This window comes from Streptomyces sp. NPDC047841 (assembly GCF_040704085.1).
Classification (GTDB): domain Bacteria; phylum Actinomycetota; class Actinomycetes; order Streptomycetales; family Streptomycetaceae; genus Streptomyces; species Streptomyces argyrophylli.
The window spans coordinates 167,582-180,780 of record NZ_JBEYRP010000016.1; the positions used below are offsets into that span (position 1 = coordinate 167,582).

Genomic DNA, 13,199 nt, shown 5'->3' on the forward strand with positions numbered 1-13,199 from the left:
GGTCAGGTTCCGGCCGTACGGCGTTCGAACACCAGGTCGCGGGCCGTGTCCAGGGCCGTCGCCACCGCGCCCAGCAGCACGGCGTCCTCACCGAGCCGGCTCGGCGCGATCCGGGGCCGCAGCGGGGTCAGCGCGCGCAGCCGCTCCCGCACGGGCCGCAGCAGCAGGTCGACGCTGTGCCCGACACCACCGCCGAGCACCACGAGGTCCGGATCCAGCACGGCGGCGGCCGCCGCCACGGTGTGCGCTATCCGCTCGCCCTCCAGCTCCACCGCCCGCACCGCGCCCGGATGTCCCTGCCGGGCCGCGTCGAACACGGCCTTCGCCGTGAGCTGCCCGCGCATCCCGAACTCGCGGGCGGACTCCACCACCGCCACCCCCGACACCGCGTCCTCCAGCCGCTCCTGCTTCTGCCGGCCGTGCCACGGCAGGAAGCCGATCTCCCCGGCCAGCCCGTGCGCGCCCGTGAACAGCCGGCCCTCGCTGACCACCCCCATCCCCAGGCCGGTGCCGATCAGGATGTACGCGAAGAGCCGGCTGCCCGCGCCGACGCCGTAGGTGTACTCGCCGAGCGCCGCCAGATTGGCGTCGTTGTGCACCTCCAGCGGCACGCCCAGCTCCGTGCGCATGCCGTCCACCAGCCCGGCCCGCCCCCATCCCGGCAGGTGCATCGCGTAGCGCACCCGCCGCCGCTTCTCGTCGTACACCCCCGGCGTGCCCACCACCCCGTTCACCACCTGAGCCGGGTCCACGCCCGAGTTGGCGATCACCTGGCGGGCGGTGCCCACGACCAGGTCGGTGAGGGCGGCCGAGGCGCGCGCCCGGTTGCGTCTGTCGGCCCGCGCCACGACCGTGCCGTCCAGGTCCACCACCGCCACGCGCAGCCAGCCCCGGCCGATGTCCACGCCGAGCGCGTACCCGGCGGCCGGATCGGGTGCGTAGAGCACGGCGGTGCGCCCGCGCTCCGGGGCCTGCGTGCCGACCTCGTGCACCAGCCCGGCCGCCGCCAGCGAGGCCAGCGCGCTGGACACCGTCGGCTTGGACAGGCCGGTCTCCCGGGCCAGTTGGGCGCGCGAGGCGGAGCCGAGGGCACGCAGCCGGTCCAGCAGCAGCCGTTCGTTGGTACGGCGCAGCCGCCGGCGGCTCCAGGGCTGTTCCGGCTGCTCTACGACGTCGCTGGCGGGCATCGCACCATTCTCGTGCATTCCTGTCACACACTTGACGCCTCTAGTAAGGCTCCTTAACTTTATCCGCCAGTCACCCTCCGCCGGGCGTCGCGCGCCCGTCGCGTCAGGAGTCCCCATGTCCGGTAGCCCGCCACCCCCGGGTGGTTTCGTCCGCCGTGTCGGCCTGTTCCAGGCCACGGCGATCAACATGAGCCAGATGTGCGGCATCGGGCCGTTCGTGACGATCCCGCTGATGGTCGCCGCGTTCGGCGGCCCCCAGGCCGTCATCGGGTTCGTCGCCGGCGCGGTCCTGGCGCTGTGCGACGGCCTGGTCTGGGCCGAGCTGGGCGCCATGCTGCCCGGCTCCGGCGGCAGTTACCTCTATCTGCGCCAGGCCTTCCAGTACCGCACCGGCCGGCTGATGCCGTTCCTGTTCGTGTGGACGGCGATGCTCTTCATTCCGTTGATCATGTCCACGGGCGTGGTCGGCTTCGTCCAGTACCTCGGCTATCTCGCCCCCGGCCTCGGGCAGACCGCCGGTGACCTGATCGGCCTAGGCGTCATCGCCCTGGTGGTGGTCCTGCTCTGGCGCGGCATCGAGCACATCGCCCGGATCACCGCCGTGATGTGGACGGTGATGATCGCCTCGGTGCTGCTGGTGATCGTCGCCGCCGCCACTCATTTCAGCCCACACATGGCCTTCACCTATCCGGCGGGGGCTTTCAATGTGATGAGCAACCACTACTGGCTCGGTTTCGCGGCGGGCCTGACCATCGGCATCTACGACTACCTCGGCTACAACACCACCGCCTATATGGGGGCCGAGATCAAGGAGCCCGGACGTACGCTGCCGCGCTCCATCCTCTTCTCGATCCTCGGCATCATGGCGATCTACCTGCTGCTCCAGATCGGCACGCTCGGTGTCGTGGACTGGCACCGGATGACCGACCCGAACGACATCGCCTCCTCCTCGGTGGCCTCCGCCGTGCTGGAGGAGACCTGGGGCAAGGGCGCGGCCGACACGGTGACGGTGCTCATCCTGATCACCGCGTTCGCCTCCGTCTTCGCCGGCCTGCTCGGCGGCTCCCGGGTGCCCTACGACGCCGCTCGGGACCGGGTCTTCTTCCGCCCGTACGCGAAGCTGCACCCGAGGCACCGCTTCCCGATGCTCGGCCTCGCCACCATGGGCGTGATCACCGCCGTCGGCTTCCTCATCGGCCGCCACACCGACCTCGCGACCCTGATCCAGCTGCTCACCACGGTGATGGTCATCGTGCAGGCGCTGGCCCAGATCGTCGCGCTGACGGTCCTGCGCCGACGCCGGCCGGACCTGCCCCGCCCGTACCGGATGTGGCTGTACCCCCTGCCGAGCGCCGTCGCCTTCGTCGGCTGGTGCGTGATCTACGGCTACGCCGACGAGAACTCCCCGGGCCGTCATCCCCTCGAGTGGTCCCTGGCCTGGCTGGCCCTCGGCGGTGCGGCCTTCCTGGTCTGGGCGCGGACGGAGAAGGTGTGGCCGTTCGGCCCGAAGGAGATCAGCGAGGAGACCGGCACGGAACCCGCGGGGGCGCTCACGGCAACGCCCTTGGCGTGAGCTAGAGTTACCCTATCGCGAGCGCACCTCCCCGGCCGGACCGCTGTCCGCCGGGGAGGCTTCGGTTCATGACCGACATCATGAGCGCGGACGTCACCGTCCGCCCCGCGACCCCCGAGGACCGGCCCGCCGTGGAGCGGCTGTGGCTGATGTTCCGCCACGATCTGTCCGAGTTCACGGGCCTCCTGCCCGGCGCCGACGGCGCCTTCCGCAGCGAACGCGTGACGTACGCCTTCACGCGGCCGGGCTGGGCTCCCTATCTGCTGACCTGCGAGGAGCGCCCCGCCGGGTTCGCCTTCGTCCGTGGGCTCGACGCTCCGGCCCGCGTGCTGAACAGCTTCTTCGTGGTGCGCGGCGCCCGGCGCCGGGGCATCGGGCTGCGGGCCGCGCGCGAGGTGCTGACCCGGCACCCGGGGCCGTGGGAGATCGCCTTCCAGCAGGACAACCCGGCCGCGGTGGGCTTCTGGCCCCGCGTCGCCGAGGACCTGGCCGGCGGCGCCTGGACTCGCGAGCCACGGCCGGTGCCGGGGCGCCCGGACCTGCCGCCGGACCTGTGGATCTCCCTCACCGTCTCCGGCTGACAGCGCCGGGCCGCCGGACTTCCTCGGCGTGCGGGTCATTGCCGCCCGGCACCCGGCCGTCCTGAGGTCCGCCGGCCTGATCGGCACGGTGCGGCGGGGGCGGACGACCTGACGGCCGCCTGCTGGGGGCACCGCAACGTCTCCGGCCGGCGGCCCGGCTTCCGCCGGGAGCACGCGCGCACCGGCGGTTCCGGCACCGCCGACGTGGTCGGCCGGGTCGTGGAGAGCGAGCCGCCGACCGGTCCGGTGACCACGTGGGCCGCCCCGGGCCAGGCGGGGCAGGAGGAGCGGCACTCCCGGGTCACCGAGATCCGCCCGCACGAGGACATCGTCCGGCTGACCGTCACCCACCAGGACCCGGAGGGCGAGGGCGAGCGCGCGGACGCGGGAACGCGGAACCGGTCCGCCGGGGCGGACCGGCCCGCGTTCTTTCCTTCCTTTCCTCGGTCTCTTCTTCAAAGACTCGAGACGGTTCTTTCAGGGCCCTTCCGGTCCGCTACGGCCTCGGGGCGCTCTTCGCCGCCGTACCGGCGCACACCAGTCCGAGGACGAGGGCCAGGGCTCCGATGACGATGTTGCTGATGATGACGCCCGTGTCCGGGGCCCTGCCCACGACCCACGGAGCAATGATCATCCAGATGCCCAGGGCGCACATGGCCCAGCTGAGGCCGTACATGCGCTCGGGGGCCCGGGTGAATCCCAGCGCCAGCAGGCCTATCGCGATGCCCATGATCAGGTTGTGGGTCCTGAGGGCGGGCTGGCCGGCCGCGTAGTGCAGGATCCACGGGGAGGCGGCGCAGTACAGGCCGAGCAGGAAGACCGGCCCGTCCACGAGCGCCACGTCACGACCGCCGAGCATGCGGGAGTAGCGGTCCCGCATTTCGGAGACATCGGGATGGCTCGATATGTCACCCCTGTGCAAGTTGGCCATGAGTCGTCTCCTTTGACTTTGCAGGCCAGACCGCGTCTGGTGCGGCATGCGACAAGCTCTGCATACTCCAGTTTGCCCTTATTTGTTCCTTATGTGTAGGGCTTGGGGCGTATGGGGTGCTCGACCCTGCCCCTCAACCGCGGCTCCGCGCCCGTCTGAACCGGGCCAGCCCGTCGGCGAGGTCGACGATCGGCTCGGGATACGCGGCGACGAGCCCGCGGTCCGGTCCCGCCAGCCTCCACGGCTCGTGCGCCGCCGCGCCCGCCACCTCCCTCAGCTCGGGCACCCAGCGCCGGACGTACACCCCGTCGGGGTCGTACCGCCTGGCCTGGATCAGCGGGTTGAGGACCCGGTTGGGGCGGGTGTCCGTGCCGGTGCCCGCGATCCACTGCCAGTTCAGCTGGTTGTTGGCCAGGTCACCGTCGACCAGCCACTCCAGGAAGTGCCGGGCCCCGACGCGCCAGTCGACGTACAGCGTCTTCGCCAGGAAGCTCGCCGTCAGCAGCCGGGCCCGGTTGTGCATCCAGCCCTCGTGGCGCAGCTGGCGCATCCCCGCGTCGATCACCGGCCAGCCGGTACGGCCCTCCCGCCACGCCTCGATGTCGTCCCGCGCGGTCCGCTCGGAGCGCCAACGGTCGTGCCGGGTGCGGTAGTCGGCTGCGGCGGCGCCCGGCCGGGCCGCCAGCACCTGACGGTGGAAGTCCCGCCAGGCGATCTGCCGTACGAAGGCCTCCGCTCCCGGACCGTCCGCGCGGCGCGCCCGGTGGACCAGCTCCACGGGGGACACCGTGCCGAAGTGCAGGTGGGGGGAGAGCCGGGAGGTCGCGTCCCCGGCCAGGTCGTCGTGCCGGTCGGCGTAGGCCGTCAGGCCGGAGCGGAGCCAGCCGGCGAGCCGCTCGCGGCCGGCCGCCTCACCGCCCTCCGCCAGCCCCGGCGAGGTGCCCGGCAGCGAGGCCCGGGACGGCAGTTCCTCGGAACCGATGCCGGGCGGCACGGGGACCGAGCGGGGCGCACCCAGGACGTCCCGCGGCCGATGCCGCGACCACTGCCGGAAGTACGGCGTGAACACCGCGAAGTGGTCCGAGGAGGCGGGGGTCACCTCGCCGGGCGGCACCACCGTGGTCACGGCCTCGTGGACGTGCAGCCGCCGCCCTTCGGCCTCCAGGGCGCGCCGCAGCCGCCGCTCCCGCGACCGGGCGTAGGCACTCGCGTCGGCCGCCATGTGCACCTCGTCGGCGTCCGCCTCCGCGGCCACCGCGCAGACCTCCTCGACGACGTCGCCGGAGCGCACCACCAGCCGCCCGCCACGCTCACGCAGCCCGGTGTCCAGGTCCCGCAGGCAGTCGGCGAGGAACGCCAGCCGATTGGGCGCTGCGAAACCCGCGTCCGCCACGCCCCGGTCGCGGACGAACAGCGGGACGACCTGGCGGGGGCCCTCCAGCGCGGCCCGGAGCGGTGGGTGGTCGTACAGGCGCAGGTCGGCGGTGAACAGGACGACCGAGACATCCATGGCGCGGCTCCGGAACGAGGAGGACGGAGGAAGAGGCGAGGAAGAGAGAACGAGACGAGGGAGCGAGGACGAGACGAGGGAGCGAGGACGGGAGAGGGGGACGGGAGAGCGAGGCGAGGACGACAGGGCAGGGGGGACAACCGGGCACTTCCGGTCCGGCGGGCCCGCCGGACGCGGCGTCAACGGGTGGCGTCCGGGCCCTGCCGGGCCGCCGCCCGCGCGATGTTGCGGGCCATCCCGCCGAAGACCACGGCGTGGAACGGCGAGACGCTCCACCAGTACGCGTGGCCCAGCAGCCCGCGCGGGTGGAACAGGGCCCGCTGCCGGTACCGGCTGCGACCGTCACCGGCCGGTTCCGCGCACATCTCCAGCCAGGCCAGCCCGGGCAGGCGCATCTCCGCCCGCAGCCGCAGCAGGCGACCCCGCTCGATCTCCTCCACCCGCCAGAAGTCCAGCGAGTCGCCCGTCCGCAGGCGCTCCGCGTCCCGTCGGCCCCGGCGCAGGCCCACCCCGCCGACCAGCCGGTCCAGCCACCCCCGAAGGCGCCACGCCAACGGGAAGGAGTACCAGCCGTGCTTTCCGCCCACGCTCTCGATCACCCGCCACAGTGCGTGCGCCGGGGCGTCCACCATCGCCTCGCGCCGGTCCGTGTACAGGCTGCCGCCGGCCCAGTCGGGGTCGGTGGGCAGCGGATCGCTGGGCGCCCCGGGTACGGCGGCTGAGGACCAGCGGGTGGTCACGCGCGCCTCGCGCACCCGGCGCAGGGCCAGCCGTACGGCCTGGTCGAAGCCGAGCGGATGCCCCGGCGGGTCGGGAAGGTACCGGGTGATGTCGTGTTCGCGGCAGACCACCTCGTGGCGCAGCGACTCCGTCAGCGGACGCGCGAGGGACGCCGGGACGGGCGTGACGAGTCCCACCCAGTGGCTGGACAGGCCCGGCGTGAGGACCGGCACGGACACGATCAGCCGCCGCGGAAGCCGCGCGATGCGCGCGTAGCGGACCATCATCTCCCGGTACGTGAGGATGTCCGGACCGCCGATGTCGAAGGCCCGGTTCACGTCGTCCGGCAGGCCCGCGCTGCCGACCAGCAGCCGCAGCACGTCCCGTACGGCGATGGGCTGGATGCGGGTGCGCACCCAGCTGGGCGTGACCATCACCGGCAGCCGTTCGGTGAGGTAGCGCAGCATCTCGAAGGAGGCCGAACCCGAGCCGATGATCACGGCGGCACGCAGCACCGCGGTCGGTACGCCGGAGCGCAGCAGGATGCGGCCCACTTCCGCCCGGGACCTCAGGTGCGGGGAGAGCCGGTCCGCGGGCACCCCGGACGGCGTGAGACCGCCGAGGTAGACGATGCGCCGTACACCGGCCGCCTGCGCCCGTTCCCCGAAGACGCGGGCCGCACGGCGGTCGATGTCCTCGAAGCCCTCGCCGCTGTTCAGCGCGTGCACCAGGTAGTACGCCACGTCGACGTCCCGCATGGCCCGGGCGACCGAGTCCGCGTCCGTGACGTCTCCGCGCACCACCTCCGCCTCACCCGCCCACGGGTGGTCGCGCAGCTTCCCGGGGGAGCGGGCCAGGCAACGCACCCGGTACCCGGCGGCCAGCAGTTCGGGCACGAGCCGGCCGCCGATGTAGCCCGTGGCCCCCGTCACCAGGCAGCGGGGCCGGTCCGTCGAGTCGTCGTGGTTCATCCGTGCAGGTCCTCCGCGTCGGTGGTCTCCCGGTCATCACTTCCCGCGGGGCCCGGCGAGCGGATGCGTGTCCTCCCCTCGGCCGAACCTCCCCACCGGACGCGGTGACATGTCCTCAGCGATCCGGGGCAGCCGGACCGGTACAAGCCGCACATACCGTTCGGTCAGTGACGCAGGAGGTGCCCGCCGCCATGAGTGCCAAGGTGCTGGAGCGATTCCCCGCAGGGTCTCCCCGTGGGTCGTGGCCCGCGGAGGAGTACGCCGCCGCCCGACGTGCCGAGGGCGAACCGGCGACCGTGGTCATGGACTTGCAGTCGGACGCGTTCCTCGTCGTGGTCGAGGCGCGGGAGGACGACGGCCGAGCCTGAGCCGTCCGGTCGCGCGGGAGCCTTTCCCTGGTTTCCTGCCCGGCCCGCCTTCGCTTGTCCGGTCCGCCATACGAGACCGGCCGGGATTTCCTTGACGGCCGTCGCCGGGTGCTGCGACGATCACGGCATGACGATGCGACTGGACCTCACGCGGCGACGCCATGTCGACCTCGCGCGCGTCTCCAGTGCCTCCTGTCGCCCCACGGTCTGATCCGCGCCTTCCCGCCGGTCCCGTCGGGCCCCACCGCGTGCCTGACCCGCCTGCTCCCTCCGCCCTGCCGGGGCCGGAGTCCGGCGTGCCCGACATCGCGCCGGGCACTTCCACGGCAGAGCCCCGCAGTACCGCCGTTCTTCGGTCCGCGGAGTGCGCGCAGTTCGCGGGTTCGCGGAACGTGCGGTTTCGCGGAGTGCGCGGGTTCGTGGAGTTGACCGAGTTCCGCATGCCCGGAACGCCCGCGGAATCCGCCTGCCGGTTCACCGCCTGACCGCCGAGCCGGAGTCCGCTCCATCCGACTTCACCGGGCGCCCGTTCCCGTGCGCGCGTGCCCGGAGCACCCCAGAAACGAGGCACCCATGGCCACCGTCCTGTCCGTCTCCGGCAGCCCTTCCGCCTCCTCGCGCACCGGCCGTCTGCTGCGCCACCTGGACCAGCGGCTCACCGCCCACGGCCACGAGGTGATCCCGCTCGACGTCCGTACCGTCCCGGCCGAGGCCCTGCTCGGCGCGGACTTCCGGCACCCCGCCATCGTCGAGGCCACCGAACTGTTCGCCCGCGCCGACGGCGTCGTGGTCGGCACCCCCGTCTACAAGGCCTCGTACTCCGGCGTCCTCAAGGCGCTGCTGGACCTGCTCCCGCAGTACGCGCTCACCGGCAAGACCGTGCTGCCGCTCGCCACCGGCGGCTCCACGGCCCATGTCCTCGCCATCGACTACGCCCTGCGCCCGGTGCTGAACTCCATGGGCGCCGCGCACATAGTCCAGGGCTGGTTCACCCTCGACAAGGACATCACCGTGCGGGAGGACGGCTCGGTGACGCTCCCGCTCACGACCGCCGAGGCCCTGGGACACGTGGTGGACCAGTTCGCCGCTGCCCTGGACCGCACCCCGCTGCTGGCGGCGGCGAGCTGACGGCCCCGGCCGCCGGGCACCCGCCCCCGCCCCGCACCCCGCACCCCGGCGAGGCGCACCGCGCCGCACCGCTTCACCCGGCCGCCCCGGCACGGCCTGCTCTGATCGGAGACCCCGCGTGTCCCTCACCTTCCACTGGTTCCTGCCCACCAATGGCGACAGCCGCCATGTCGTGGGCGGCGGCCACGGCAGCCCGGCCACGGAGTCCGGGCGCGACCGGCCGCCGACGGTCGCCTACCTGAGCCAGATCGCCCGGGCCGCCGAGGACCTGGGCTTCGCCGGTGCGCTGACGCCGACCGGCGCCTGGTGCGAGGACGCGTGGCTCACCACCGCGATGGTCAGCCGGCACACCGAGCGGCTGAAGTTCCTCGTCGCCTTCCGGCCCGGCTTCGTCTCGCCCACCCTCGCCGCCCAGATGGCGTCCACCTTCCAGCGGCAGAGCGGTGGACGGCTGCTGCTCAACGTCGTCACCGGCGGCGAGAGCCGGGAACAGCGCGCCTACGGCGACTTCCTGGACAAGGACGCCCGCTACCGCCGTACCGGTGAGTTCCTGGAGATCGTCCGAGGGCTGTGGGAGGGCAAGACGGTCGACCTGCGCGGGGAGCACCTCCGGGTGGAGGAGGCGAGGCTCGCCCGGCTGCCCGACCCGGTCCCCGAAGTGTACTTCGGGGGCTCCTCGCCCGCCGCCGGCAAGGTCGCGGCCCGGTACGCCGATGTGTACCTCACCTGGGGCGAGCCGCCCGCCCAGGTCGCCGGGAAGATCGCCTGGATCCGGAAGCTCGCCGCGGAGCACGGCCGTGCCCTCCGCTTCGGGATCCGGCTGCACGTCATCACCCGGGACACCTCGGCGCAGGCGTGGGCGGAGGCGGACCGGCTGCTCGAAGGCTTCGACGCGGAGACCGTACGGGCCGTCCAGTCGGGCCTGGCGCGCAGCGAGTCGGAGGGCCAGCAGCGGATGCTCGCGCTGCACGGCGGCAGCCGTGACCGCCTGGAGATCCACCCCAACCTCTGGGCCGGCATCGGCCTGGTGCGCGGCGGCGCGGGCACGGCGCTGGTCGGCAGCCACGAGGAGGTCGCCGAGCGCATCGAGGAGTACCACGCCCTCGGTATCGACGAGTTCGTCCTGTCCGGCTACCCGCACCTGGAGGAGGCGTACTGGTTCGGCGAGGGCGTCCTGCCCCGGCTCGCCGCCCGAGGACTGTGGACACACCCTGAGGGCAGGGCTGCCGCCTCCGCGCAGGTGCCGTTCGCTGGCTGAGCGGGCGACGGGCGGCAGGCGGCCCCGGGTCGTGAGGAGAGACTCGGGGTCGTGAGGAAAGATCGGGGGTCGTGAGGGGAGAACCCGGGCGCAGGCAGCCGGCCGGCAGCCGCTGCTCCTACCGGTCCTGCTCCCCGGTGGTGGCGGGTGCCGCGCCCAGCGTCCGCAGATGTGCCGCGCGCGATTCCGCCGTCTGGCCCTGCACCAGCAGGAACAGTCCCTCCCGGGCCAGGCGCTGGGCGCGGCTCGTCAGGGCCATCGCACGGCCGCCGCCGGCCACCACCGCCGCCGTGGTGGCCGCGCGCAGCACCTCGTACGCCTCCGCGCGCACGGCCAGCCGCTCCCCGGCCCAGTCGTCCACGCCTTCCCCGGCACTCCCTCCTCGCGGCGCCGGCCCGTGCCCGGCCCCCTCGGTGCCCGCCCCGCCCGGCCCCTCGCCCCGCGCCTCCGGGACCGGAGCGTCGGCCAGGGCGTACGCCCGTTCGCGAAGGCCGGACAGGCGGGAGCGCAGCGGGGTGGCCGTTGCGTCGTCCAGGAGGGACAGCGCCGCCCCCGCCACGCCGAAGACCGCCGGGCTGACGGCCAGGGTCCTGACCCGGTCGCCGGCGGCCCACCGGGCGTACGGCGTGCGCAGGGCCACCGCCTCCGCGGGCAGCCGGAAGCCGTCCAGCTCCAGCGACACCGTGCGCGCGGCGGTGAGCGCCGCCAGCCGCATCGGCGCCGACGCCCGCAGCCCGGGCTGTTCGCGTGCCTCCGCGAAGGCGAACAGCGCCTCGCCGGAGTCCGTCACCCCGGCCAGCAGCAGCACGTCGTTCAGGCCCCACCCGGTGTACCAGGGGACGGTGCCGTCGAACCGCCAGCCGGTGCCCTCCCGGCGGACCCGCAGCGGGCGGCGCGGATACGACCGCAGGTGCGCGTACGCCACCCCGGACAGCAGCTCCCCGCGGGACAGCGGGCCCAACAGCCTGTCCCGCGCCGCGGGTTCACCGCGCACCAGCGTCTGCACGGGCGTGTGGTGCTGGGTCTGCACGAACCAGGTCGCACAGCACGCGCCGGACAGGATCTCCGCGGTCTCCCGCAGCACGGCCGGCGGCGCTCCCGCGCCGCCGTACTCCGCGGGCGCGGCCACCCCGAGCAGCCCCGACCGCTTCACCGCCTCGATGTGGCTCGCGGGAACCCCTTCCTGGTCGACCCGCTCGGCCTCGGGGAGCAGCAGGTCCGTGGCGAGCCGGCGGGCGCGGACGACGAGCGGGTGCGAGGTGAGGTCCATGCGGGGGATTCTTCCGCTGTTCCGGCGCTCCGGAGATTTTTTCCGCGACCCTGGCGCGCGGTGTCGATCCGGGGCCCGGCCCTTCGTGTAGGAGGTGACACAGAGCCCGCCACGGGCCCGACGCCTTGGAGGACGTCATGAAGCACTACCTGCTCAGCGTGGTCCAGCCGGCCGGCGCGACCCCGCCCGGTCCCGAAGCCCTCGCCGCGATCGTGCGCAACGTCGAGGCCTTCAACGACGAGCTGCGCACCGCGGGCGCCTGGGTGTTCGCCGGTGGTCTGCACGGCCCGGAGACCGCGACCATGCTCCGCCCCCAGGACGGTGACGTGCTCGTCACCGACGGCCCCTACGCCGAGGGCAAGGAGTACCTGGGCGGTCTGTGTCTCATCCGGGCCGCCGACCTGGACGAGGCCCTGGACTGGGGCCGCAAGGCCGCCCTCGCGACCACCCTGCCCATCGAGGTACGGCCCTTCGTGGACCAGCACTGAGGCCGGAGCGGCACCGGCGGCCGGGATCCCCGGCACCGAGGCCGTCTTCCGCCCGAACGCGCGTACCTGGAGCGGCGGCGACAGGGACGGGAGACAGAGGGATGGGAGACGGAGGGACGGGAGGCACCCCCTGGCCGGTGCAGGTTGTCGGGATGTCAGCGGGCGCCGGCCTGTACCGACGGCACGCTGCCGGTCCGGCCGGGTGCCGTGTGCGAGACTCCGTCGATGACTCCCGACGACACGATCAGCGCGGACGCGTCCGGCACCTGGAAACTCGGCGACCTGCCCGTCCACCGGATCGGCTTCGGCGCGATGCGGCTGACGGGCAGCGCCGCCTTCCACCATGGCACCCCGAGCGACCGGGAGCGGTCCCTCGCCGTCCTGCGCAAGGCGGTCGACCTGGGCGTGAACCACATCGACACGGCGGCCTTCTACTTCTCGTCGCTGCGGTCCGCCAACGAACTCATCAACACCGCGCTGTCCCCGTACCCCGACGACCTGGTCATCGCCGCCAAGGTGGGTCCCTACCGCGACTACCACGGCGAGTGGGGCACCTCCGCCCGGCCCGACCAGCTGCGCGGGCACGTCGAGGAGAACCTGCGCCAGCTCGGGCGGGACCACCTCGACCTGGTCTACCTCCGCCGGATGCGCCAGGACTCCATCGCCGAGCACTTCGGCGCCCTCGCCGAGCTGCGCGAGGCCGGTCTGGTCCGGCACCTCGGGATCTCCGGCGTCGAACCCCGGCACCTCGCCGAGGCGCTGGAGATCGCGCCGGTGGTGTCCGTGCAGAACCGGTACGCGGTGGACCGGCCCGATCCCGTCGACGACGAGGTGCTGCGGCTGTGCGGCGAGCACGGCATCGCCTTCGTCCCCTTCTACGCCGTGGCCGGACGGGCCGGGGAACGCGGTGCGACGACCGCCCACGACGACGCGGTGTTCTCCGCCGCCCGGGCCCACGGCGTGAGCCCGGCGCAGGTCCGTATCGCCTGGACCCTGCACCAGGGCCCGCACGTCCTCGCCATCCCCGGCACCGGGAACCCCGGCCACCTGGCCGAGAACGTCGCGGCCGGCGCGCTGCGGCTGACGGAGGAGGAGCTGGCCCGGCTCGACCAGGCCCGTGCGCAGGCGGGCTGAACGCGCGGGGGACCGACCGCACGCAGGCCGGCTGGCCGAGGGCCGGTGTCGCACGGTGAACGGGTCGGTGGCGCGCGGGC

13 protein-coding genes are annotated in these 13,199 nt (G+C 73.6%); 8 read left to right on the forward strand and 5 right to left on the reverse strand.

Features of this window, described 5'->3' with window-relative positions; translation table 11 throughout:
• Positions 1–2 precede the first annotated feature (2 nt).
• Complete coding sequence (locus AB0947_RS27320; protein ID WP_366752968.1) at positions 3–1,187, reverse strand: ROK family protein; 1,185 nt, start codon at positions 1,185–1,187, stop codon at positions 3–5.
• Between the two features lie 115 nt (positions 1,188–1,302).
• Between AB0947_RS27320 and AB0947_RS27325 the strand changes: the two genes are divergently transcribed.
• A complete protein-coding gene (locus tag AB0947_RS27325) occupies positions 1,303–2,760 on the forward strand; it encodes an APC family permease (protein ID WP_366752969.1) in 1,458 nt (485 codons plus the stop codon).
• A gap of 68 nt (positions 2,761–2,828) precedes the next feature.
• Positions 2,829–3,341, forward strand: coding sequence for a GNAT family N-acetyltransferase (locus tag AB0947_RS27330; protein ID WP_366752970.1), 513 nt, complete (start codon positions 2,829–2,831; stop codon positions 3,339–3,341).
• 496 nt (positions 3,342–3,837) lie between these two features.
• Here the strand turns inward: AB0947_RS27330 and AB0947_RS27335 are convergent, their stop codons facing one another.
• From AB0947_RS27335 to AB0947_RS27345, 3 genes are all read right to left on the reverse strand, one after another.
• Positions 3,838–4,272 carry an SPW repeat protein gene (locus AB0947_RS27335; RefSeq protein WP_366752971.1) on the reverse strand — a complete coding sequence of 145 codons (435 nt, stop codon included), beginning with the start codon at positions 4,270–4,272 and terminating at the stop codon, positions 3,838–3,840.
• Positions 4,273–4,405: 133 nt separating this feature from the next.
• Entirely contained in the window at positions 4,406–5,782 is a 1,377-nt protein-coding gene (locus AB0947_RS27340; protein WP_366752972.1) for a deoxyribodipyrimidine photo-lyase, read from the reverse strand.
• Positions 5,783–5,961: 179 nt separating this feature from the next.
• Positions 5,962–7,473, reverse strand: a complete 1,512-nt coding sequence (locus AB0947_RS27345; RefSeq protein ID WP_366752973.1) for an SDR family oxidoreductase — start codon at positions 7,471–7,473, stop codon at positions 5,962–5,964.
• A gap of 167 nt (positions 7,474–7,640) precedes the next feature.
• Between AB0947_RS27345 and AB0947_RS27350 the strand changes: the two genes are divergently transcribed.
• The 4 genes from AB0947_RS27350 (at position 7,641) to AB0947_RS27365 (ending at position 10,227) form a co-directional block, all read left to right on the forward strand.
• Positions 7,641–7,841, forward strand: coding sequence for a hypothetical protein (locus AB0947_RS27350; protein ID WP_366753054.1), 201 nt, complete (start codon positions 7,641–7,643; stop codon positions 7,839–7,841).
• Positions 7,842–7,974: 133 nt separating this feature from the next.
• Entirely contained in the window at positions 7,975–8,052 is a 78-nt protein-coding gene (locus AB0947_RS27355; RefSeq protein ID WP_366753051.1) for a putative leader peptide, read from the forward strand.
• Between the two features lie 362 nt (positions 8,053–8,414).
• Entirely contained in the window at positions 8,415–8,969 is a 555-nt protein-coding gene (ssuE, locus tag AB0947_RS27360) for an NADPH-dependent FMN reductase (RefSeq protein WP_366752974.1), read from the forward strand.
• A gap of 118 nt (positions 8,970–9,087) precedes the next feature.
• Positions 9,088–10,227 (forward strand): LLM class flavin-dependent oxidoreductase, encoded by a 1,140-nt coding sequence (locus tag AB0947_RS27365; protein WP_366752975.1) that lies wholly within the window; start codon positions 9,088–9,090, stop codon positions 10,225–10,227.
• Between the two features lie 118 nt (positions 10,228–10,345).
• Here AB0947_RS27365 and AB0947_RS27370 read toward each other — a convergent pair whose 3' ends face one another.
• The gene (locus AB0947_RS27370) at positions 10,346–11,497 is read right to left on the reverse strand and encodes an acyl-CoA dehydrogenase family protein (protein ID WP_366752976.1); all 1,152 of its coding nucleotides are present in this window, start codon (positions 11,495–11,497) and stop codon (positions 10,346–10,348) included.
• A 137-nt stretch (positions 11,498–11,634) separates the two neighbouring features.
• On the opposite strand from AB0947_RS27370, the gene AB0947_RS27375 reads away from it, so the two are divergent.
• Positions 11,635–11,985, forward strand: a complete 351-nt coding sequence (locus AB0947_RS27375) for a YciI family protein (RefSeq protein ID WP_366752977.1) — start codon at positions 11,635–11,637, stop codon at positions 11,983–11,985.
• 225 nt (positions 11,986–12,210) lie between these two features.
• Positions 12,211–13,119 carry an aldo/keto reductase gene (locus tag AB0947_RS27380; protein ID WP_366752978.1) on the forward strand — a complete coding sequence of 303 codons (909 nt, stop codon included), beginning with the start codon at positions 12,211–12,213 and terminating at the stop codon, positions 13,117–13,119.
• The last annotated feature ends 80 nt before the right edge of the window (positions 13,120–13,199 follow it).

Bases quoted from the DNA above. Each gene is read 5' to 3' on its own strand.
- AB0947_RS27370 (WP_366752976.1), bottom strand. From the start codon at position 11,497: ATGGACCTCACCTCGCACCCGCTCGTCGTCCGCGCCCGCCGGCTCGCC.
- AB0947_RS27325 (WP_366752969.1), top strand. From the start codon at position 1,303: ATGTCCGGTAGCCCGCCACCCCCGGGTGGTTTCGTCCGCCGTGTCGGC.
- AB0947_RS27340 (WP_366752972.1), bottom strand. From the start codon at position 5,782: ATGGATGTCTCGGTCGTCCTGTTCACCGCCGACCTGCGCCTGTACGAC.
- AB0947_RS27355 (WP_366753051.1), top strand. From the start codon at position 7,975: ATGCGACTGGACCTCACGCGGCGACGCCATGTCGACCTCGCGCGCGTC.
- ssuE (WP_366752974.1), top strand. From the start codon at position 8,415: ATGGCCACCGTCCTGTCCGTCTCCGGCAGCCCTTCCGCCTCCTCGCGC.
- AB0947_RS27375 (WP_366752977.1), top strand. From the start codon at position 11,635: ATGAAGCACTACCTGCTCAGCGTGGTCCAGCCGGCCGGCGCGACCCCG.
- AB0947_RS27335 (WP_366752971.1), bottom strand. From the start codon at position 4,272: ATGGCCAACTTGCACAGGGGTGACATATCGAGCCATCCCGATGTCTCC.
- AB0947_RS27320 (WP_366752968.1), bottom strand. From the start codon at position 1,187: ATGCCCGCCAGCGACGTCGTAGAGCAGCCGGAACAGCCCTGGAGCCGC.
- AB0947_RS27380 (WP_366752978.1), top strand. From the start codon at position 12,211: ATGACTCCCGACGACACGATCAGCGCGGACGCGTCCGGCACCTGGAAA.
- AB0947_RS27330 (WP_366752970.1), top strand. From the start codon at position 2,829: ATGACCGACATCATGAGCGCGGACGTCACCGTCCGCCCCGCGACCCCC.
- AB0947_RS27345 (WP_366752973.1), bottom strand. From the start codon at position 7,473: ATGAACCACGACGACTCGACGGACCGGCCCCGCTGCCTGGTGACGGGG.